This window comes from Streptomyces sp. NPDC047079, from assembly GCF_040643755.1.
In the GTDB taxonomy this organism is placed as follows: Bacteria; Actinomycetota; Actinomycetes; order Streptomycetales; family Streptomycetaceae; genus Streptomyces.
In genome coordinates this window covers 1-19,927 of the sequence record NZ_JBEYUZ010000002.1, presented here as the reverse complement: position 1 = coordinate 19,927, position 19,927 = coordinate 1, and the positions used below count along the sequence as shown (strand labels likewise).

At 72.0% G+C, this 19,927-nt stretch carries 20 protein-coding genes and 2 pseudogenes; 17 read left to right on the top strand and 5 right to left on the bottom strand.

The window, feature by feature from the left end; translation table 11 throughout:
- Nucleotides 1-14: 14 nt before the first annotated feature.
- The 4 genes from ABZ823_RS02630 to ABZ823_RS02615 are packed head-to-tail and all read left to right on the top strand — an operon-like array spanning nt 15 to nt 3,994.
- The gene (locus tag ABZ823_RS02630; RefSeq protein WP_361652896.1) at nt 15-938 is read left to right on the top strand and encodes an ABC transporter permease; all 924 of its coding nucleotides are present in this window, start codon (nt 15-17) and stop codon (nt 936-938) included.
- A complete protein-coding gene (locus tag ABZ823_RS02625) occupies nt 931-1,914 on the top strand; it encodes an ABC transporter permease (RefSeq protein WP_361652894.1) in 984 nt (327 codons plus the stop codon). The genes ABZ823_RS02630 and ABZ823_RS02625 overlap by 8 nt, the downstream gene beginning before the upstream one ends.
- A 9-nt stretch (nt 1,915-1,923) precedes the next feature.
- Nucleotides 1,924-2,904 (top strand): ABC transporter ATP-binding protein, encoded by a 981-nt coding sequence (locus ABZ823_RS02620; protein WP_361652892.1) that lies wholly within the window; start codon nt 1,924-1,926, stop codon nt 2,902-2,904.
- Nucleotides 2,891-3,994 carry a dipeptide ABC transporter ATP-binding protein gene (locus ABZ823_RS02615; RefSeq protein ID WP_361652890.1) on the top strand — a complete coding sequence of 368 codons (1,104 nt, stop codon included), beginning with the start codon at nt 2,891-2,893 and terminating at the stop codon, nt 3,992-3,994. The genes ABZ823_RS02620 and ABZ823_RS02615 overlap by 14 nt, the downstream gene beginning before the upstream one ends.
- Nucleotides 3,995-4,240: 246 nt before the next feature.
- Here the strand turns inward: ABZ823_RS02615 and ABZ823_RS02610 are convergent, their stop codons facing one another.
- Complete coding sequence (locus ABZ823_RS02610; RefSeq protein ID WP_361652888.1) at nt 4,241-6,361, bottom strand: prolyl oligopeptidase family serine peptidase; 2,121 nt, start codon at nt 6,359-6,361, stop codon at nt 4,241-4,243.
- Between the two features lie 203 nt (nt 6,362-6,564).
- Between ABZ823_RS02610 and ABZ823_RS02605 the strand changes: the two genes are divergently transcribed.
- Nucleotides 6,565-6,759: a hypothetical protein gene (locus ABZ823_RS02605; protein WP_234517986.1), complete on the top strand. Its 195-nt coding sequence runs from the start codon at nt 6,565-6,567 to the stop codon at nt 6,757-6,759.
- 58 nt (nt 6,760-6,817) lie between these two features.
- Here the strand turns inward: ABZ823_RS02605 and ABZ823_RS02600 are convergent, their stop codons facing one another.
- Nucleotides 6,818-7,024, bottom strand: a complete 207-nt coding sequence (locus ABZ823_RS02600; RefSeq protein ID WP_361652886.1) for a DUF397 domain-containing protein — start codon at nt 7,022-7,024, stop codon at nt 6,818-6,820.
- Nucleotides 7,021-7,269 (bottom strand): annotated as a pseudogene (locus ABZ823_RS02595) (Scr1 family TA system antitoxin-like transcriptional regulator); the annotation flags it as partial. The gene ABZ823_RS02600 and the pseudogene ABZ823_RS02595, both read right to left, overlap by 4 nt.
- On the opposite strand from ABZ823_RS02595, the gene ABZ823_RS02590 reads away from it, so the two are divergent.
- From ABZ823_RS02590 to ABZ823_RS02545, 10 genes and pseudogenes are all read left to right on the top strand, one after another.
- The gene (locus tag ABZ823_RS02590) at nt 7,252-7,752 is read left to right on the top strand and encodes an ATP-binding protein (protein WP_361653643.1); all 501 of its coding nucleotides are present in this window, start codon (nt 7,252-7,254) and stop codon (nt 7,750-7,752) included. The pseudogene ABZ823_RS02595 and the gene ABZ823_RS02590 sit on opposite strands and share 18 nt — an antisense overlap.
- A 14-nt stretch (nt 7,753-7,766) precedes the next feature.
- Nucleotides 7,767-8,044: pseudogene (locus tag ABZ823_RS02585) on the top strand (helix-turn-helix domain-containing protein); the annotation flags it as partial.
- Nucleotides 8,045-8,091: 47 nt separating this feature from the next.
- Entirely contained in the window at nt 8,092-8,697 is a 606-nt protein-coding gene (locus ABZ823_RS02580) for a Uma2 family endonuclease (RefSeq protein ID WP_361652884.1), read from the top strand.
- A gap of 57 nt (nt 8,698-8,754) precedes the next feature.
- Nucleotides 8,755-9,678 carry an N-acetyl-1-D-myo-inositol-2-amino-2-deoxy-alpha-D-glucopyranoside deacetylase gene (gene mshB / locus ABZ823_RS02575; RefSeq protein WP_361652882.1) on the top strand — a complete coding sequence of 308 codons (924 nt, stop codon included), beginning with the start codon at nt 8,755-8,757 and terminating at the stop codon, nt 9,676-9,678.
- Nucleotides 9,675-10,094, top strand: coding sequence for a DUF6113 family protein (locus tag ABZ823_RS02570; protein WP_361652880.1), 420 nt, complete (start codon nt 9,675-9,677; stop codon nt 10,092-10,094). The genes mshB and ABZ823_RS02570 overlap by 4 nt, the downstream gene beginning before the upstream one ends.
- A gap of 222 nt (nt 10,095-10,316) precedes the next feature.
- Entirely contained in the window at nt 10,317-12,506 is a 2,190-nt protein-coding gene (locus tag ABZ823_RS02565) for a hypothetical protein (RefSeq protein ID WP_361652878.1), read from the top strand.
- 183 nt (nt 12,507-12,689) lie between these two features.
- Nucleotides 12,690-13,637: an ABC transporter ATP-binding protein gene (locus tag ABZ823_RS02560; protein WP_361652876.1), complete on the top strand. Its 948-nt coding sequence runs from the start codon at nt 12,690-12,692 to the stop codon at nt 13,635-13,637.
- The gene (locus ABZ823_RS02555; RefSeq protein WP_361652874.1) at nt 13,634-14,377 is read left to right on the top strand and encodes an ABC transporter permease; all 744 of its coding nucleotides are present in this window, start codon (nt 13,634-13,636) and stop codon (nt 14,375-14,377) included. The genes ABZ823_RS02560 and ABZ823_RS02555 overlap by 4 nt, the downstream gene beginning before the upstream one ends.
- 5 nt (nt 14,378-14,382) lie before the next feature.
- Nucleotides 14,383-15,579, top strand: coding sequence for a histidine kinase (locus ABZ823_RS02550; RefSeq protein ID WP_361653641.1), 1,197 nt, complete (start codon nt 14,383-14,385; stop codon nt 15,577-15,579).
- Nucleotides 15,576-16,190, top strand: a complete 615-nt coding sequence (locus ABZ823_RS02545; protein ID WP_361652872.1) for a response regulator transcription factor — start codon at nt 15,576-15,578, stop codon at nt 16,188-16,190. The genes ABZ823_RS02550 and ABZ823_RS02545 overlap by 4 nt, the downstream gene beginning before the upstream one ends.
- Nucleotides 16,191-16,220: 30 nt before the next feature.
- Here the strand turns inward: ABZ823_RS02545 and ABZ823_RS02540 are convergent, their stop codons facing one another.
- Together ABZ823_RS02540 and ABZ823_RS02535 are read right to left on the bottom strand one after the other, a co-directional pair.
- Nucleotides 16,221-17,072 carry a transglutaminase-like domain-containing protein gene (locus ABZ823_RS02540; RefSeq protein ID WP_361652870.1) on the bottom strand — a complete coding sequence of 284 codons (852 nt, stop codon included), beginning with the start codon at nt 17,070-17,072 and terminating at the stop codon, nt 16,221-16,223.
- Nucleotides 17,073-17,089: 17 nt separating this feature from the next.
- Nucleotides 17,090-18,139 carry a GNAT family N-acetyltransferase gene (locus ABZ823_RS02535; protein WP_361652868.1) on the bottom strand — a complete coding sequence of 350 codons (1,050 nt, stop codon included), beginning with the start codon at nt 18,137-18,139 and terminating at the stop codon, nt 17,090-17,092.
- 140 nt (nt 18,140-18,279) lie between these two features.
- On the opposite strand from ABZ823_RS02535, the gene fdxA reads away from it, so the two are divergent.
- Both fdxA and ABZ823_RS02525 read left to right on the top strand, forming a co-directional pair.
- Nucleotides 18,280-18,600, top strand: coding sequence for a ferredoxin (gene fdxA, locus ABZ823_RS02530; RefSeq protein ID WP_043443616.1), 321 nt, complete (start codon nt 18,280-18,282; stop codon nt 18,598-18,600).
- Nucleotides 18,601-18,723: 123 nt separating this feature from the next.
- Nucleotides 18,724-19,818, top strand: a complete 1,095-nt coding sequence (locus tag ABZ823_RS02525) for a bifunctional succinyldiaminopimelate transaminase/glutamate-prephenate aminotransferase (RefSeq protein WP_361652866.1) — start codon at nt 18,724-18,726, stop codon at nt 19,816-19,818.
- The last annotated feature ends 109 nt before the right edge of the window (nt 19,819-19,927 follow it).

Genomic DNA, 19,927 nt, shown 5'->3' with positions numbered 1-19,927 from the left:
CCCCCGGAGGCCCCATGGGACGGTACGTCATCCGGCGTCTGGTGCAGATGATCCCGGTCTTCCTCGGCGCCACCCTGCTGATCTTCCTCATGGTGAACGTGATGGGCGACCCCATCGCGGGCCTGTGCGGCGAACGCCAGTGCGACCCCGGCACGGCGGCCCAGCTGCGCCGGGACTTCGGCCTCGACAAGCCGGTGTGGCAGCAATACGCGACCTACATGGGCCATGTCTTCACCGGCGACTTCGGCACCGCCTTCAACGGTCAGCCGGTCACCGAACTGATGGGGACCGCCTTCCCGGTCACCATCCGGCTGACCGTGGTCGCGGTCCTCTTCGAGATCGTCGTCGGGATCGCGCTCGGCGTGGTCACCGGCATGCGCCGCGGACGGCCCGTCGACACCTCGGTGCTGCTGCTCACCCTCGTCGTGATCTCGGTGCCGACCTTCGTCACCGGTCTGCTCCTTCAGTTGCTGCTCGGCGTCCAGTGGGGCTGGGTCAGACCGTCGGTCTCCCCCCAGGCCGCCCTCGGCGAGCTGATCGTGCCCGGTCTCGTCCTCGCGTCCGTCTCGCTCGCCTACGTCACCAGGCTGACCCGGACCTCCATCGCCGACAACAGGCGGTCCGACTACGTCCGCACGGCCGTCGCCAAAGGGCTGCCGCGCCACCGAGTGATCATCCGGCACCTGCTGCGCAACTCGCTGATCCCCGTGGTCACCTTCATCGGCACCGACATCGGCGCCCTCATGGGAGGGGCCATCGTCACCGAGCGGATCTTCAACATCCACGGCGTGGGCTACCAGCTCTACCAGGGGATCCTCCGGCACAACACCCAGACGGTCGTCGGTTTCGTGACCGTGCTGGTGCTGGTCTTCCTGGTCGCGAACCTGCTCGTCGATCTGCTGTACGCCGTACTCGACCCGAGGATCCGTTATGCCTGAGCAGCCGCCGTACGACTCCGAGGGCGCCGTCGCGGGGACCGGGATGGGCGGGGCGATGGACCTCGCCGCGAGCGAGGCGAGCACCCTGGAGAGGACGCCCGGGGGACCGCTGGGCACGGGCCCGGCGGGCAGGCCGCGCAGCCTGTGGTCCGACGCCTGGCGCGATCTGCGCCGCAACCCCGTCTTCATCGTCTCCGCGCTCGTGATCCTCTTCCTCGTCGTGATCTCGGTCTGGCCATCGCTGATCGCCCCCGGCGACCCCCTCTCGTGCGACCTGTCCAAGGCCCAGGAGGGCTCCCAGCCCGGGCATCCGTTCGGATTCGACGGACAGGGCTGCGACGTGTACACCCGGACCGTCCACGGCGCCCGTACGTCGGTCACGGTCGGCGTCTGCGCCACCCTCGGCGTCGCGGTCCTCGGCTCGGTCCTGGGCGGGCTCGCCGGGTTCTTCGGCGGCGGCTGGGACGCGATCCTCTCCCGCACCACCGACATCTTCTTCGCGATCCCGGTCGTACTCGGCGGCCTGGTCCTCCTCTCGGTCGTGACCAGCAATACGGTCTGGCCGGTCGTCGGGTTCATGGTGCTGCTCGGCTGGCCGCAGATCTCCAGGATCGCCCGCGGCTCGGTCATCACCGCCCGGCAGAACGACTACGTGCAGGCCGCCCGCGCCCTCGGCGCCTCCCCGTCCCGGATCCTGCTGCGGCACATCGCGCCCAACGCGGTCGCCCCGGTGATCGTCGTGGCGACCATCGCGCTCGGCACCTACATCGCCCTGGAGGCGACCCTTTCGTACCTCGGTGTGGGTCTGAAGCCGCCGAGCGTGTCCTGGGGGATCGACATCTCCGCCGCCTCCCCGTACATCCGCAACGCCCCGCACGCGCTGCTGTGGCCCTCCGGCGCCCTCGCGATCACCGTGCTCGCGTTCATCATGCTCGGCGACGCGGTGCGCGACGCCCTCGACCCGAAGCTGAGGTGAGCCGTCGTCATGCTGCTCGAAGTGCGGGACCTGCGCGTGGAGTTCCGGACCCGGGACGGGATCGCCCGGGCCGTGAACGGCGTCGGCTTCGCCGTGGACGCGGGGGAGACCCTCGCCGTACTCGGCGAGTCCGGCTCCGGCAAGTCCGTCACCGCGCAGGCCGTCATGGGGATCCTCGACATGCCGCCCGGCAGGATCACCGGCGGACAGGTCCTCTTCCAAGGACAGGACCTGCTCACCCTGAAGGAGGAGGAGCGCAGGAGGATCCGCGGCGCCCGAATGGCCATGATCTTCCAGGACGCGCTGTCCGCGCTCAACCCCGTGCTCACCGTCGGCGACCAGCTCGGCGAGATGTTCGTGGTGCACCGCGGAATGGCGAAGAAGGACGCCCGGGCCAAGGCCGTCGAGCTCATGGACAGGGTACGGATCCCGGCCGCCGCCCAGCGCGTGCGCGACTACCCGCACCAGTTCTCCGGCGGCATGCGCCAGCGCATCATGATCGCCATGGCGCTGGCGCTGGAACCGGCCCTGATCATCGCGGACGAGCCCACCACCGCCCTCGACGTCACCGTCCAGGCCCAGGTCATGGACCTGCTCGCCGACCTCCAGCGCGAATACCGCATGGGCCTCGTCCTCATCACCCACGACCTGGGCGTCGTCGCGGACGTCGCCGACCGCATCGCCGTCATGTACGCGGGGCGGATCGTCGAGTCCGCGCCCGTCCACGACCTCTACAAGGCGCCCGCCCACCCCTACACCCGGGGCCTGCTGGACTCCATCCCGAGGCTCGACCGGAAGGGCCGGGAGCTGTACGCGATCAGGGGCCTGCCGCCGAACCTCATGCACATCCCGCCGGGCTGTGCCTTCCACCCGCGCTGCCCCATGGCCCGGGACGTGTGCCTCACCGATGTGCCGCCGCTCTACGAGGTCTCCGAGGACCGCAGGAGCGCCTGCCACTTCTGGAGGGAGTGCCTGCATGGCCGCTCCTGAACCGATCCTCGAGGCCATCGGGCTGGTCAAGCACTACCCGCTCACCCGGGGGATCCTCTTCAAGAAGCAGATCGGCGCGGTCCGGGCGGTCGACGGCGTCGACTTCACCCTCGGCCGGGGCGAGACCCTCGGCATCGTCGGCGAGTCCGGCTGCGGCAAGTCGACACTCGCCAGGCTGCTGGTCACCCTGGAGCGGCCGACGTCCGGGTCGATCCGGTTCAAGGGCGAGGACATCACCAGGCTGTCCGGACGCGCCCTGAAGGCGGTGCGACGCAACATCCAGATGGTCTTCCAGGACCCGTACACCTCCCTCAACCCCCGGATGACCGTGGGCGACATCGTCGGGGAGCCGTACGAGATCCATCCCGAGGCCGCGCCCAAGGGCGACCGGCGCCGGCGGGTGCGGGAGCTGCTCGACGTGGTCGGGCTCGACCCCGAATACGTCAACCGCTATCCGCACCAGTTCTCCGGCGGCCAGCGCCAGCGCATCGGCATCGCGCGGGCCCTGGCGCTGCGCCCGGAGATCGTGGTCGCCGACGAGCCGGTCTCCGCGCTGGATGTGTCCGTCCAGGCGCAGGTGGTCAACCTGCTGGCGCGGCTCCAGGGGGAGTTCGGCCTGTCGTATGTGTTCATCGCCCACGATCTGTCGGTCGTGCGGCACATCTCCGACCGGATCGGGGTGATGTACCTCGGACGGATCGTGGAGACCGGCAGGGACGCGGAGATCTACGACCATCCCACGCACCCCTACACCCAGGCCCTGCTGTCCGCCGTGCCGGTGCCCGACCCGGAGGCACGGGAGCGCCGGGAGCGGATCATCCTGAGCGGGGATGTGCCGTCCCCGACCGACATCCCCTCCGGCTGCCGCTTCCGCACCCGCTGCTGGAAGGCCAGGGAGCGGTGCGCTCTGGAGGTGCCGGCGCTCGCGGTCCCCGAGCGGTTCCGTGCGCAGGGGGGACCGGCCGCACACGACTCGGCCTGCCACTTCGCGGAGGAGAAACGCGTGGTGCCGCCGCAGGAGGCGGCGCCGGAACGGCCCCCCGCTCAGCCCCCGGTGGCGGGGGATGAGCCGCACGAGGAGTCCGCATAAACACACAAATGCGGAGGAAGCCCGTTAACACACAGGCAACTTGGGCGACGCGATTCCGATATACGGACGCAGCAGAGTGAACAGCGTACGGCCGTGCGGGTGCCGTGAACGGGCCGGGATGCGCCATGTCATCCCGGCCCGTTGCCCCTTTTTGCGCCCAGGCCGGCGCCGCTCTCGCGGACCTGGCCGGTGCCTCGTCGTGGTTCCTCGATCGGCGGTTGCGGTGCTCTGTGGGACTTCCGCGGCTCAGCCCAGGTTCAGGGCGCGCTTGAGGAAGTCCCGCTGGAGCAGCAGCAGATTCTCCGCGACCGTTTCCTGCGGGGTCATATGAGTCACCCCGGACAGCGGCAGCACCTCGTGGGGGCGGCCCGCGGACAGCAGGGCGGAGGACAGGCGCAGGGTGTGGGCGACCACCACGTTGTCGTCCGCCAGTCCGTGAATGATCATCATCGGACGGGCCGGGTCGGCGGCGTCCACCAGGCCCGCGTCGTCGACCAGGGAGTTGCGGCGGTAGACCTCGGGCCGCTCGCCCGGGTGCCCGAGATAGCGCTCCTGGTAGTGGGTGTCGTACAGCCGCAGGTCGGTCACCGGGGCACCGACCACGGCCGCGTGGAACACGTCCGGGCGGCGCAGCGCCGCCAGCGCCGCCAGGTAGCCGCCGAAGGACCAGCCGCGGATCGCGACCCGGGACAGGTCGAGCGGGAAGTCGCCGGCCAGGGCGTGCAGCGCGTCGACCTGGTCCTGGAGCACGACGGCCGCGAGGTCGTCCCTGACCGCCTTCTCCCAGGCGGGGGAGCGGCCCGGGGTGCCCCGGCCGTCCGCGACGACGACCGCGAAGCCCTGGTCGGCGAACCACTGCGAGGTCAGATGGGCGTTGTGCGCGGCGACCACCCGCTGCCCGTGCGGGCCTCCGTAGGGGTCCATGAGGACGGGCAGGGGGGTGTCACCGGAGTAGTCCCTAGGCATAAGCACGGCGCATGGGATTCGCCGTGCGCCCCCCTGGATGAGTGTGATGCGCGGGGACAAACCCGGATCTTCCGCATAAGAAGCCACGGTTCCGACCCGCTTGCCGTCTCGTAGCACCTGAACCTGGGCGCCCGGGAGTTCGGGAACCGAGGAGACGAGCACGATCACGCCCCCGGCGCGCACCGCCGAGTGCACACCGGGCTGCTGCGACACACGCTCCACGCCCAGTTCATTGACCCGGTACACATGGATCTCGCCGATCTCCGGGTCGGCGGCCGCCTCGCCGGCCGAGGCCGCCACCAGCACATCGTCGTCCGACACGTCCAGTACCGCCCGCAGATGCAACTGCGCCCCGGTCAACGGCCGTTCCCCCACCGCGAGCACCCGCGCGCCGCCCTCCTCGGCGATCCTCACCAGTTGCCCGGAGGGGCTCCAGCACGGCACCCCGGGGAAAAGTTCCAGCCAATGTGGATCTTCCTCGGCGTGCACCATCCGGGTCGCCCCGGAGTCCGGGTCCACGGCCAGGAACAGCTGACTGCGCTGGTCACGCGACTGCACCAGAATCAGCGGCGCACCCGCCGCTGACCAGTGGATTCGCGCCAGATACGGATAGCCCGCCCGGTCCCAGGCGATCTCGGTGCGCACCCCGTCGAGGCCGACCGCGAACAGGCGGACGTCCGCGTTGTCCGTGCCCGCCGCCGGATACGCCACCGCCTGCGGCTCCCGCTCAGGATGCGCGGGATCGCCGATCCACCAGCGACGCACCGGTGTGTCGTCCACGCGCGCGACGAGCAGCCGGTCGGACTCCGGCGACCACCAGAAGCCCCGCGTACGGCTCATTTCCTCGGCCGCGACGAACTCGGCCAGGCCGTAGGACACCCCCTCCGACTCCGGCTCGGCGAGCGCCCGGTCGTGCTCCCCCTCGGCTCCGACCACGCGCAGGGCGCCCTGGGCGACGTAGGCGATGTGCCGGCCGTCGGGAGCCGGGCGAGGGTCGATCACCGGGCCCGGTACGGGGAGTTCGCGCGCGGTGCCCGCCCGCAGCTCCGCCGTGAAAAGCCGCCCTGACAAGGCGAAAGACGCCAGTTCCAGGGCCGTGTCGGTGGCGTAGCCGACGATGCCGGCGCCGCCCTCGCGGCTGCGTTCCCGGCGGGCGCGTTCCTCGGGCGCCAAGTGTTCGGCGGCGCCCCCGAGCAGTGCGCCCGGATCGGCCGCCAGGCGCTCGGCGCCGTCCGCCACATCGAGGACCCACAGCTGGTGCGCGCGGTCCGTGCCCGAGGCGGACCGCAGGAACGCGACACGGGAACCGTCGGGCGCGACGGTGAACGCGCGCGGCGCCCCGAGCGTGAACCGCTGGGTCCGCGCGTGCCGTCGGGGGAAGGAAGCAGGCTCGGTCATCATGCCCCGACCATATTGGCCATGCGCCCCCTTGTGCGGCCGTGCGCCGACCGATGCGCACGCACGGATAGTTATGATCACTAGCGCATAGTGGGTAAGAACCCGCTGGCGTCCATGCGGAATTATCCGCATGGTCTTTTCCTCATGGATATGTTGCCCCCATAGTCCGACTCCCCGCCCCTGTGGATCTTTGGAGGTGAGCCGCCGTGGCACTCTCGATTTCGGCGGTGGTGCTGCTGGCGATCATCGTCTTCCTGCTGATCAGGAAGTCGGGGTTGAAGGCCGGGCACGCCATCGTCTGCATGCTGCTCGGCTTCTACCTGGCCTCGTCGACCGTCGCCCCGACGATCCACGACCTGACGACGAACATCGCGGGGATGATCGGGAGCATCAAGTTCTGACGCGCGGTGGACGGCGGGCCCGGGGCCGCGCACGACCCGGCCCGCCGTCGGCTGCCCGTTATGCGCCTACGTACGGCACGAAGGCGGACCAGGTGGCGGGGGAGAAGGTCAGGCGCGGGCCGGTGATGTCCTTGGAGTCGCGGACGTGCACCGTGGAGGGTTCGGTGGCGATCTCGACGCAGGAGTCGCCCTCGCTGCTGCTGCTGTAGCTGCTCTTGAACCACGCCAGGTCCGAGTCGCCCCCGGCCGAGGTGTTGCGGATCATGATTCCCCCAGCAGTTGCTCGACGAAGGCCATTGACTCACGCGGAGTGAGAGCCTGAGCTCGGATGATGCCATACCGCAGTTCCAGGATACGGAGCTGCTTCGGCTCCGATACCGGCCGGCCGTTCGCCACCGCCGGGGAACGGCCCACCGCCGACCCATCGTCGAACTTCAGCACCTCGATCCCACCGGCCAGTCCGGCGTGCTCCTCGCGGTCCGTTGGCATCACCTGAAGCTCGACGCTCCGGAACCGGGCTGCCCCTCCCCGGAAGCCCAACTCGGCCAGCCGATCCGCAACTTCGGCGTCCTGCTGTCACCGACCCCACGCGGCGCCCGCCTCGCCCGGCTGCTCGCCACCGAACAGCTCCGCAGCTGGGGCCTGCCCACGGACCGGGCGGAGCACGTCGTCGCCGAGCTGGCCGCCAACGCGGCCACGCACGGACGCGTCCCCGGACGCGACTTCCGGCTCATGCTCTACGTCGTCGGCGGCACCCTCCGGATCGAGGTCGCCGACACCCGCGGCGACCGACTTCCGAGCGCCCGGCAGCCGGCCGCAGAATCCGAGTCCGGCCGGGGTCTCCTTCTCGTCGAGGCCCTCGCCGACCGCTGGGGTGTCGCCCCCGGGCCGCGCCCCCGCAAAACGGTCTGGGCGGAACTCGACTTCGCACCGGAACCCGGCCGTACGTGCTCCGGTGCGAGGGGAGCTCTCACCCAAGGAACAGAGGGGTGAAGGGCCGACACAACGGCGTCGCCGCCTGGACGGAGCGGGACGTCAGCCCGGATGGCGTAAGGCGCGCTGACCGACGATCTGCCATGCGAAGGCTGCGGCGCCCGGCAGCCCTGAGGGCCCACCGCCTCACCGCCCGGCTGCCACCCCCGACCCCCTTCCGCGCACCGGCCGTCCCGCCGCCCGTACGGCCCCCGCTCCGCACCCGCGAAGGCTGCGACCGCGCCTTCCGGCGCCGGAGGCCGACCGCCGCCGCGACTGCCGAACGGATCTCCTGGAGGGCCGCCTAGCATGAAAGCGACGATCCTTGCCCCTGGGCACAGACGACGAGGAGCGAGCGCCATGACCATCGCCCCGGAGAACGCGCGGCAGGGCGCCTCCCACCTGTACCGGGCCATGCGGGATTTCGTTCAGTCCGCGGACGACAACCTCCCCGGCAAGTTCGAGATCACCAAGGAAGGGATCGTCCTTGACATGATGTCGCCCATGAAGCCGCACGAGCTCACCGTGCTGCGCGTCCGGAAGCGCCTGGAGAAGGTGATGCCGGACGAGATCGTGGCTCACACGGGTGAGCCCGACGTGGAGGACGAGCCCGAGGGCATCATGCGCCGCCCCGATGTGATGGTGATCGCCGAGGCGGAGATGGAAGGCGAGGGTTCCTTCGACCCCCGGTCGATCGTGGCCGCCGTAGAGGTCATCTCGCGCTCCAACCCGGACAACGACTGGGTCACCAAGATGCGGGACTACCCCCTGATGGGCATCCCCGTCTATGCGGTCTTCGACCCCCGCACCGGCACCGGCGCCGTCCTCACCGACATCCATCCCACCCCGGGCGGCCCCCGCTACGCCACCCGCAAGGACTTCGTCTACGGGGAGGACGTCACCATCGGCGACTGGACGATCCCGACGGACGGCCTGCCGCGCTACCGGGACGAGCCCGATGCCTGAACCCGGGCGGCCGGGAGGCGCCGGGGCGCCGGGCGGGCGCTCTCGTAGGGTGGTGCCATGACGGATCTGCCCGACCGGCGTCTGCTCCTGGTGCACGCGCACCCCGACGACGAGTCCATCAACAACGGCGCGACCATGGCCAAGTACGCGGCCGAGGGCGCCCGGGTGACGCTGGTGACCTGCACCCTCGGCGAGGAGGGCGAGGTCATCCCGCCCGCGCTGGCGCATCTCGCGGCGGACCGGGACGACACTCTGGGGCCGTACCGCGCGGGTGAGCTGGCCGCGGCCATGAAGGAACTCGGCGTCACCGACCACCGCTTCCTCGGCGGCCCGGGCCGCTACCGCGACTCCGGGATGATGGGCACCCCGCAGAACCACCGCCAGGGCGCCTTCTGGTCCGCCGACCTCGACGAGGCGGCCGGCCATCTCGTGGCGGTCGTCCGGGAGATCCGTCCCCAGGTCCTCGTCACCTACGACGAGAACGGCGGCTACGGCCACCCCGACCACATCCAGGCGCACCGCGTCGCCGTGCGCGCCACCGAACTGGCCGCCGACCCCGGCTTCCGGCCGGACCTCGGCGCGCCCTGGCAGATCCCCAAGGTCTACTGGAACCGGGTGCCGCGCTCGGTCGCCGAGTCCGCTTTCACCCGGCTCGGCGAGGCGCTCGGCGCGACGCCCTTCGCCAGGGCGGCAGCCGTCGACGACGTCCCCGGCGTGGTCGACGACCCGGTGGTCACCACGGAGATCGACGGCACCGCCTTCGCTGCCGCGAAGGCCGCGGCGATGCGAGCGCACGCCACCCAGATCGAGGTCGCCGAACCCGGGTTCGCGCTCTCCAACGCACTGGCGCAGCCGCTGTTCACCACGGAGTACTACGAGTTGGCACGCGACGGGCAAAGCGGGACGCGGGTCTCCCTGGCCGGAGGCCGGGGGAGCGACGGCGCCCGTGAGACGGACCTGTTCGAAGGAGTGGCCCCATGACCCCCACGGGCAAGCAGCCGAGTGCGCTCGCACAGCCCCTGACTCTGCCGTCGGCCGGGCGGATCGCCGCCTGCCTCGGCCTCTTCGTGCTCGGCGCGGTGACCGGTGTGGCGGGCGGGCTCGTCCAGGCCGGCTGGTTCCCCGGCGGGCTGCTGCTCGCGCTCGCCGGCGCGGCCGGGCTGTTCGTCGGGGGCGGGTGGGCCACGGGCACCCGGGCGGGGGCCCTCGCGCCCGCGGCCGGGTGGATGATCGCCGTGGTCCTGGTCACCGCCAGCCGTCCGGAAGGGGACTTCCTGTTCGGCGCGGGCGTCGGCTCGTATCTGTTCCTGCTCGGCGGAATGGGCCTCGCTGTGATCTGCGCCACCCTTGCCCCGGGGCGGCAACCGGGCGGCTTCGACGCCCGACTTGGCAAGTGACGTACCACTTCGCCACCCGGGTTACGGGATGTCCTCCGGAAAATCCGGGCGGTGCGTGGGGGTCCGGTGCGGGTTTCCCTCACGGGCGCGGTCTGCGGGCCCCGAGCGGACAGTATGGTGGTGCGCGCCGCCGAGCCTCCCTCACACCCTCGGCCTCGTTCGAGCAGGGGGCCCACCTGTTGAGGTCGAAACAGGCGGTGGAGCCAACCGGGAGAACCTGCCTTGAGTCGTGAAACTGACAGTTCGTCCGCCGGACCCAACGGACGCGGTGGATCCGCGTACCCGTCCGGGACGCCGCCGTACGGGACCCCCATGGCTTCCTCGGACGGTGCGGACGCCGGCCGTCCGGGCACGCAGCCGGACGAACGCAAAACCGAGACCACGCTGACGACCCGGATCCGGATCAACATCCCCGGGTCCCGGCCCATTCCGCCGGTCGTCGTGCGTACGCCCGTCGCGGACTCCGACGCCCCCGACACCGCGGCCGACACGGGCACCGAACCCGACACCACGGGCACCATGAGCGCGCTCGGCACCCTCGAGGGCCCTCCGGGGCCCTCCACGGCGGCCGAGGAGAAGGCGAGCGACTGGTTCGCGCCCCGCAAGCCCGCGGCGGCCACGGGCCCGCAGGGCGGCGGCTCGACCAACGGCGCCGGGCTGCCCGGTGCTTCGGGCATACAGGGCCCGCACGGTGCGCCTGGCGCGGGTGCGCGGGGCGCTCCCGGCGCGAGCGGCATCGGCGTTACGCGCCCCGGCGCGACGAACGGCGGAAAGGGGCTCCCGGGTGCCACCGGTGCGGGCCCCGTCGCGCCGGGACACGGCGGCGGCACCGGCTCCTTCGATGTGTCCGACGCGGTGGCGGCCAGCACCGCCTCGTTCCCGGCCATCGGCTCCGACGGCGGCGGTGAGCCCCGCCGCGACGACCTGCCGTACTTCTCCGAGCCGGGCCCCTCCGGTCCCGCCGGCCCCTCGGGCCCCACCGGCGGCCCGGTCACGGGCGACGGACCGCTCCTCCCTCCCGCCTTCTCCGGCCCCACGCCCGGCGGTCCCGGCCTCACCGGCCCCGGCCCAGGCGGCCCGGGCCTGCTGGCACCCGGCATGCCGGGCACGCCCGGCGCCTCCCCCGGACCGCTCGGCCCCGGCGCCGGTCCCGGACCGCTCGGCCCCGGGGCGCCCGGCGCCCCCGCGGGCCAGGGCCGTCCCGGCGGCGGGCTCAGCGACGACACCGCGATCCTCACCCCGCAGAAGCAAGCCCCCGAACCGGGCCGCCAGGGCTTCGGCGGCCCCGGCGACAACGTCTCCGGACACACCGTCACCAGCGGTATCCCGGTGATTCCGCCGGGCGCCCACAACGGCCCGTTCGACGGGGGCTCCGCCACCGACGGACCGGGGCCGCACACGCCCCCGAAGCTGCCCGACCCGCCCAAGGCGCAGAACACCTCCGCGGCGAAGCCGGCCAAGAAGAAGGGCCGCAGCAAGCTGGTGCTGCTGGTCGGCGGCCTGGTCGTCATCGCCGGTGTCGCCTACGGCGCCGGGCTGCTGATGAACCACTCCGACGTGCCCAAGGGCACCACCGTCCTCGGCGTCGACATCGGCGGCGGCACCCGTGACGAGGCGACCCAGAAGCTGGACTCCGCGCTGGGCAGCCGTACGGACAAGCCGCTGCAACTGTCGGTCGACGGCAGGACGGTCGCCCTCAAGCCCGACCAGTCGGGCCTCCAGCTGGACAGCAAGGCCACCGTCGCCGCCGCCGCGCAGAGCGACTACAACCCGGTGTCGGTGATCGGATCGCTCTTCGGGCAGCAGCGCGTCGTCGAACCCGTGATGCCCGTCGACGAGGAGAAGTTGCAGGCCGCCCTGGAGCGCGCCGCGGGCGGCTCCGGCTCGATGACCGAGGGCACGATCGAGTTCCGGCCCGGCAAGGCCGTCGCCGTGTACGGCAAGGCGGGCAAGGGCATCGACGCCGGCGGTTCCGCCCAGGCCGTCGTGCAGGCCTACCGCACCGAGGTGGAGACCGGCGCCACCACGCCCGTGCGGGTGCCCACGACCACCCGTCAGCCGACGGTCCCGAACGCCGAGGTCGACCGGATGATGAAGGCCTTCGCCGAGCCGGCGATGTCCGCCACCGTGATCGTGCGTGCGGACGCGGCCCATGGCGTCGCGTTCAGCCCGCAGAAGTCCCTGTGGAAGTTCCTGAGGGTGAAGGCCATCGACGGCAAGCTCGTCGAGTCGTACGACAAGGCGGCCCTCCAGGAGCTGTACGGCCACGCGTTCGACGGTGTCCTCATCACCCGGGGCACCGGCAAGAAGACGCCGGTCACCGTGGAGGACGTGATCAGCGCGCTGCGGCCGGCCCTGCTCGGCAAGACCACGGCAACGCGCGTCGGGACGATCGACACCAACCCGAGTTAGTCAACCGCTCACAGCGCCAGGGGGCGCCCGGTTCCGACCGGGCGCCCCCTGGCGCTGCCACCCGGTGCTCTCCTCGCGCCAGGGCGCCCCCTATGGTCACCGCTCCGGCCATGACATCTGTCATACCGGAGTCACGACACCCGGCACTGCCTGGCCGCCCCCCTGCACGGCCACGATGAGTCCATGACGACGACAGTGGCGGCCACCGGGTCGGTGGCCGGGTTCGACCAGGTGACCAAGGCGTACGGCGACGTACGAGCCGTGGACGGGCTGACGCTCCTGCTGCACCCGGGGGAGACGGTGGCCCTGCTCGGGCCGAACGGGGCGGGCAAGTCCACCACCCTGGATCTGCTCCTCGGGCTCAAGCAACCGGACAGCGGTTCCGTGCGGGTGTTCGGGACCAGCCCGCGCGAAGCCATCGTCGCCGGGCGGGTGGGCGCCATGCTGCAAAGCGGCGGACTGATGGACGAGGTCACGGTCGCCGAGCTGGTCAAGCTCGCCTGCGCGCTGCACCCGAAGCCGTACGAGGTCGCCGACGTGCTCGCTCGCGCGGGCATCACACAGATCGCCGACCGGAAGGTCGACAAGCTCTCCGGCGGGCAGGCCCAGCGTGTCCGCTTCGCCCTCGCCACCGCCGGGGCCAACGACCTGATCGTGCTCGACGAGCCGACCACCGGCATGGACGTCTCCGCCCGGCAGGCCTTCTGGGCCACCATGCGCGAGCAGGCGGACCAGGGCCGCACGGTCCTGTTCGCCACGCACTACCTCGAAGAGGCCGACGCCATAGCGGACCGGGTGCTCGTCCTGCACCGCGGACGGCTCCTCGCCGACGGCACCGCCGCCGAGATCAAGGCGAAGGCCGGTGCCCGCCGGATCTCCTTCGACATCGAGGGCCCGGTCGACGAGGCGTCGCTGCGCGCACTGCCGTTCCTGACGTCGATCACGGTGTCCGCGAGCGGCTCCGCCGCGGGCTCCGGGCAGACCGTCCGTATCCAGTCGACCGACGCGGACGCGACCGTCCACGCCCTGTACGGCCTCGGCGTCTACGCCCGCAACCTCGAAGTCGCCGGACTCGGACTCGAGCAGGCCTTCGTCGCCATCACCGAGGCCGAGGAGGCCAGGCAGTCGTGAACGCTCTGATCAGGCTGGAACTCACCCGCGCCCTGCGCAACCGCAAGTTCCTGTTCTTCTCGGTGGTCTACCCCGCGGCCCTGTTCCTGCTCATCTCGAGCACCTCCGGCAGCGACGGCGGCAAGATCCCCGGCAGCGGCCTGACCGTGGCGACGTACATGATGGTCTCCATGGCCTCCTTCGGCGCACTGACCGCCGTGCTCATGGGCAACAGCGAGCGCATCGCCAAGGAGCGCGAGAGCGGCTGGGTACGGCAGCTCAGGCTGACCACCCTGCCGGGGCGCGGTTACGTCCTGGCCAAGACCGCCAGTGCCGCCGTCGTCAGCCTGCCGTCCATCGTCGTCGTCTTCGCGGTCGCCGCCGCCCTGAAGCACGTCCGGCTCGACGCCTGGCAGTGGCTCGCCCTGACCGGGGCCATCTGGGCCGGAAGCCTCGTCTTCGCGGCGCTCGGCGTCGCCATCGGCTACCTCGCCACGGGGGACGCGGTCCGCCCGATCACCATGATCACCTACTTCGTACTGTCGATCCTGGGCGGGCTGTGGTGGCCTTCGGCGGTCTTCCCGGCCTGGTTGCAGGACATCGCCGAGTGGCTGCCCACGCACGCGTACGCTGCTCTGGGGCAGGCCATCGAGCGGAGTCAGGCCCCGCGCACCCAGGACATCGCCATCCTCGTCGCCTTCTTCGCCCTGTTCGCGGGCGGGGCGGCCTGGCTGTACCGGAAGGACACGCTGAAGGCGTGAGCACGATGACCAAGGACCCGGCGGCGGACCACGTCCGCGCGGAGCGGATGATTCCGCTGGGAGAGCCGCCCCGCGACCGGCGCGATCTGTTCCTGCGCAAGGTGCTGTGGATCGGCGTCTGGCTCGTCTTCCTCAGCCAGCCGGTCCACGACCTGGTCTCCGGCAGCCACACGACCGCGGGTACCGTGGCCGGCTGGCTGGGCCTGGCGGTCTTCGTCGGGATCTACCTGACGCTGGTCTTCCGGAACATGGGCACGCCGCTGCCCCCTCGGCTCGTGATCGCCCTGGTCCTCGTCCTCGGCGCGCTCGCGACCCTGTTGTGCTTCACCCTCGGCCCGTCCTGGCTCGGTCTCTACTGCTACGTCTCCGTGGCCTGCGGGGCCACCCTCCCGCTCAGGGCGGCCTACTGGGCGATCCCGGGGACGGCCGGGCTGATGCTCCTCGTCGGGCTGCACGCCGGCGAGCGCGATGCCCAGGATCTGGTGATCCTGGTGCTGCTCATCGGTTTCGCGATGACCGGCGTCGTCCAACTGATCCGTACCACCGTCGAGTTGCGCAAGGCCCGGGCCACCGTCGCCCAGCTCGCCGCCAACGAGGAGAGGCTGCGGCTGGCCCGGGATCTGCACGACCTGCTAGGCCACTCGCTCTCCCTGATCACCCTGAAAAGCGAGCTGGCCGGCCGGATGCTCCCCGGCCATCCGGACAAGGCGGCCCAGCAGGTCGCCGACATCGAGCAGGTCAGCCGCCAGGCCCTCGTCGATGTGCGCGAGGCGGTCACCGGCTACCGCCGCCCCCGCCTCGCCGCCGAACTGGCCGGCGCGCAGGTCGCGCTGGCGGCGGCCGCGGTCATCGCGGACATACCCGCGGAAGCCGACCTCACCGGCGTCCCGGAGGAGAGCGAGTCCGCCCTGGCCTGGGCGCTGCGCGAGGCGATCACCAATGTCGTCCGGCACAGCGGCGCGTCGCGCTGCACGGTGGAGGTGCTCCGGCGGCAGACCCTGGATGGGCCGACGCTGGAACTCTCCGTCGAGGACAACGGATCGGGCGGATCGGGCAAGGGTCCCGGCAACGGTCTGACGGGCCTGACCGAGCGGCTGGAGAAGGCCGGCGGGAGCTTGGAGGCGGGCCGCGTCAAGCACGGTTTCCGGCTGGTGGCACGCGTGCCCGCGGGCGCCGGGGCGCACGTAGGATCCGGGGCATGAGCCGCACGATCAAGGTCCTGCTCGCCGAGGACCAGTCGATGGTCCGCGAGGCACTGGCCGCCCTGCTGGGACTGGAAGAGGACATGGAGGTCGTCGTCCAGGTCGCCCGGGGGGACGAGGTGCCGGCGGCGGCACGCGCCCACCAGGTCGACGTGGCGCTGCTGGACATCGAGATGCCCGGCGCCACCGGGATCGAGGCGGCGGCGGTACTGCGACGGGAGTTCCCGGACGTCAAGGTGGTCGTCCTCACCACCTTCGGACGCCCCGGCTACCTGCGCTCCGCGATGGAGGCGGGCGCCGACGCCTTCCTGGTGAAGGACGCCCCCGCGGCCCAGCTCGCCGAGGCGGTGCGCAAGGTGCTCGCCGGGGAGCGCGTCATCGATCCCACACTGGCGGCGGCCGCCCTTGCGGACGGCGCCAACCCGCTGACCGAGCGCGAGCGCGAGGTTCTGCGCGCGGCGGCGGACGGCTCGACCAACGCCGAACTGGCCGCAACCCTGCACCTGTCCCAGGGCACGGTCCGCAACTACCTGTCCACGGCGATACAGAAACTCGCGGTCCGCAACAGGGCGGAGGCGGTCCGGATCGCGAGGGAGAAGGGATGGCTGTAGCCGCCGGTCGACCGGCGCCCCGGCAGAACCTCAGTTGAGCAGGGACCGAGCCGCCCGCGCCTGCCCCCGCACCCGCTCGGCGGCCGTCTCGTCCACGCCGGCCACGACATCGGCGTACGCCTCCAGCTCCGCGGCCCCCCGCAGGAAATCCCCGCGCTGCACGAGCAGCTGGGCGCGGTCGTACCGCAGCCGCGCCGGATGCGACGGCAGCAGCAGGGACAGCTCCACCGCCCACAGGGCCACATCCGACCGCTCCGGCCGGGTGGCGGCCCAGGCGCGGATGTTGTTCAGCACCCGCAGCACGACGTCGAGCGGATCCGCGGGCGTCAGCATCGAGGGTTGCAGCGCCGTCCCGGTCGCGCCGGCCACCAGCAGCTCGGCATCGGCCGCGCTCAGCAGCCGCCCCCCGTCGAAGGGATCGGCCAGCACCTGCTGCTCCTGCGGCCCGAACCCCACGACGAAGTGCCCCGGCAGCGCGACGCCGTACACCGGGGCCCCCGCCCTGCGGGCCACCTCGATCCACACCACCGACAACAGGATCGGCAGCCCGCGCCGCCGTCGCAGCACCTCGTGCAGCAGCGAGGACTCCAGGCGCTCGTAGTCCGCGGCCGAGCCGTGGAACCCGCACCGCCCGCCGAGGACGCCGGCCAGCGCCAGGGCCCAGGCTCGCGGCCCGCCCGGCGCGTACGGCAGCTGCCCGGCGAGCCGGTCCAGCTCGATCTGCGCCGCGTCCATCCCGGCCTCGTCCAGCCCCCCGTCGGCGGCCGCGCCCACGAGCAGACACAGTGCCGCCAGGTCGGGCCGCGCGGAGCGCGCCTCCTCCCCGAACCGCCGTCGCACCTCGGCGGCCCGCTCCGGCTCCGGGGGATAGGGGGCACGCATGGCAGCCTCGAAACCTCTCATACCACCGGACCGGTCCCGGCAACCCGCGGGCCGTCCGCGCCCGGTCCGCAGGAGCCCTCCGGCTCCCGGTAGTGGTGATACGCATGATGCGCCGCGAAGCCCAGCCGTGCGTACAGCGCCCGCGCCGCCGCGTTGTCGGTCTCCACCTGGAGCCAGGCCGCCGAGGCGCCCTCGTCGAGGGCCTGCCGGGCCAGCGCGGCCATCACGGCCGTGGCCAGGCCCCGGCGGCGCTGCCCCGGGTCGACCTCGACCGCCGCGAAACCGGCCCATCGGCCGTCCACCACACAACGCCCGATCGCCGCCGGAGGGGCGCCCTGCGGGCCGGGCACCGTGGCGAACCACACCGAGGGCCCGCCGCCGAGCACCTTCAGCGCCACCTCGCTCAACCCCTTGCGCTGATAGCGGGCGAGCCACGCCTCGTCGGCCGTGCGCGACAGCCCGACCCCGGACGTCTCGCGGTCCGCGACCGGCGCCAGCCCCCCGGTCCACAGCTCGGCCGTCACCTCCCGCGTCCAGCCGCGCGCCTCCAGCTCCGCGCAGAGAAGCTCCTGCGTCCCCTCGGCCCCGGTCGCGAGCTGCGCGTAGGCGGGCAGGCCACGGTCCGCGTACCAGCGACGTACGGCGATCAGCGCCTGGTCCAGCGGCAGCCCGGGGTCGCCGAGCGGCAGCACCGAGTTGGCGCGGCGGGTGAACCCGGCCGCGGCGCGCAGCTCCCATGCGCCGAGCCGCTCCCGCTCCACCGGCTGCCAGGCACGGGCGGAGATCCGCGTCAACTCCTCCCAGGACGCCGCGGGACCCCGCCTACGGGCCGGGGCCGGAGGGACGACCTTGCCCGCGACCAGCGAGGATTCCGCGATCCGGACCCGCTCGCCGGTCCGCCGTGTGATCACCAGCACACCGTTGTCCCATGATGTGAGAACTCCGACCGTGTCGGTGAACCTCTCACCCTCGGCGGCGTGTTCGCTCCACCGCCGTACCGAGACGCGTTTTCCCACGTCAGCAGCGGTGATTCGGACCTCGAGCCGTCCGCCCGCAGAGATTTCCACAGGTCAGTTCACCCCTCCTGTTCGGATCATGCCCAGGAACGGAGATACTAGGTGCGGGCATCGACGACGCCGCGCTCCCGCGCGCCAGGCGGCGGAGCCTGCGGAGGCCCGCCAGCGCCCTACCGAGGAGGAACGACAGCGTGACCTACGTCATCGCAGAGCCTTGTGTCGACGTCAAGGACAAGGCGTGCATCGAGGAGTGCCCGGTCGACTGCATCTACGAGGGCCAGCGGTCCTTGTACATCCACCCGGACGAATGCGTCGACTGTGGAGCCTGCGAGCCGGTGTGCCCGGTCGAGGCGATCTTCTATGAGGATGACACTCCCGAGGAGTGGAAGGACTACTACAAGGCGAACGTCGAGTTCTTCGACGAGCTCGGCTCGCCCGGTGGCGCCAGCAAGCTGGGGCTGATCGAGCGCGACCACCCCTTCATCGCGGCGCTGCCCCCGATGAACCAGTAGGCGAGGGCACAACCGTGCCGTCTCGGTCCCGTACGGCGCTCACCCGCGCCGTACGGGACCGAGGCGTTTGGCGCCCGTACGTTCGTGGGGGGCGCCCGTCGTAGCAGAAAGTGAGCCGATCCCGTGTCCGCAGTCACCGAACGCCTTCCCGTCTTCCCCTGGGACAAGCTCGAGCCGTACAAGAAGACGGCCGCCGCGTACCCGGACGGGATCGTCGACCTGTCCGTCGGCACCCCCGTCGACCCGGTCCCCGAGCTGATCCAGAAAGCGCTCGTCGCGGCGGCGGACTCCCCGGGTTATCCGACGGTCTGGGGCACTCCCGAGCTGCGGGACGCGATCACGGGCTGGGTGGAGCGCCGCCTCGGCGCCCACGGCGTGACCCACCGGCACATCCTGCCCGTCGTCGGCTCCAAGGAGCTCGTCGCCTGGCTCCCGACCCAGCTGGGCCTCGGCCCGGGCGACACGGTAGCCTACCCCCGCCTGGCCTACCCGACCTACGAGGTCGGTGCCCGCCTGGCCCGCGCGGACCACGTGGTCTACGACGACCCGACCGAGCTGGACCCGGCGAGGCTGAAGCTTCTGTGGCTCAACTCCCCGTCCAACCCCACGGGCCGGGTGCTGGGCAGGGAGGAGCTGACCCGGATCGTCTCCTGGGCACGGGAGCACGGCGTTCTGGTCTTCTCCGACGAGTGCTACCTGGAGCTGGGCTGGGAGGCCGAGCCCGTCTCGGTGCTCCACCCGGACGTGTGCGGGGGCTCCTACGAGGGCATCGTCGCCGTCCACTCGCTGTCGAAGCGGTCGAACCTGGCGGGCTACCGTGCGGCGTTCCTCGCGGGCGACCCGGCGGTCCTGGGCCCGCTCCTGGAGGTCCGCAAGCACGGCGGCCTGATGACGTCGGCTCCGACGCAGGCGGCAGTGGTGGCGGCGCTGGGCGACGACACGCACGTCCGCGAGCAGCGCGAGCGCTACGCGGCCCGGCGCACTGCCCTGCGCGAGGCCCTTCTCGGGCACGGCTTCCGGATCGAGCACAGCGAGGCGAGCCTCTACCTGTGGGCGACCCGGGACGAGTCCTGCTGGGAGACGGTCTCGCACCTGGCCCGTCTGGGCATCCTGGTCGCGCCGGGCGACTTCTACGGCCCCGCGGGCGAGAAGTTCGTGCGGGTCGCCCTGACGGCGACGGACGAACGGATCGGGGCGGCGGTGCAGCGGCTGGCGTGAGCGCCTCGGCCGGATCGTCGTCGCGACGGCACGCGCGGAGGGGTCCGGGGTCGAGGCCGTTCACCGCGGTCTTCGTGCCGTACCGCTTCACCAGGGACTGCACCTGGAT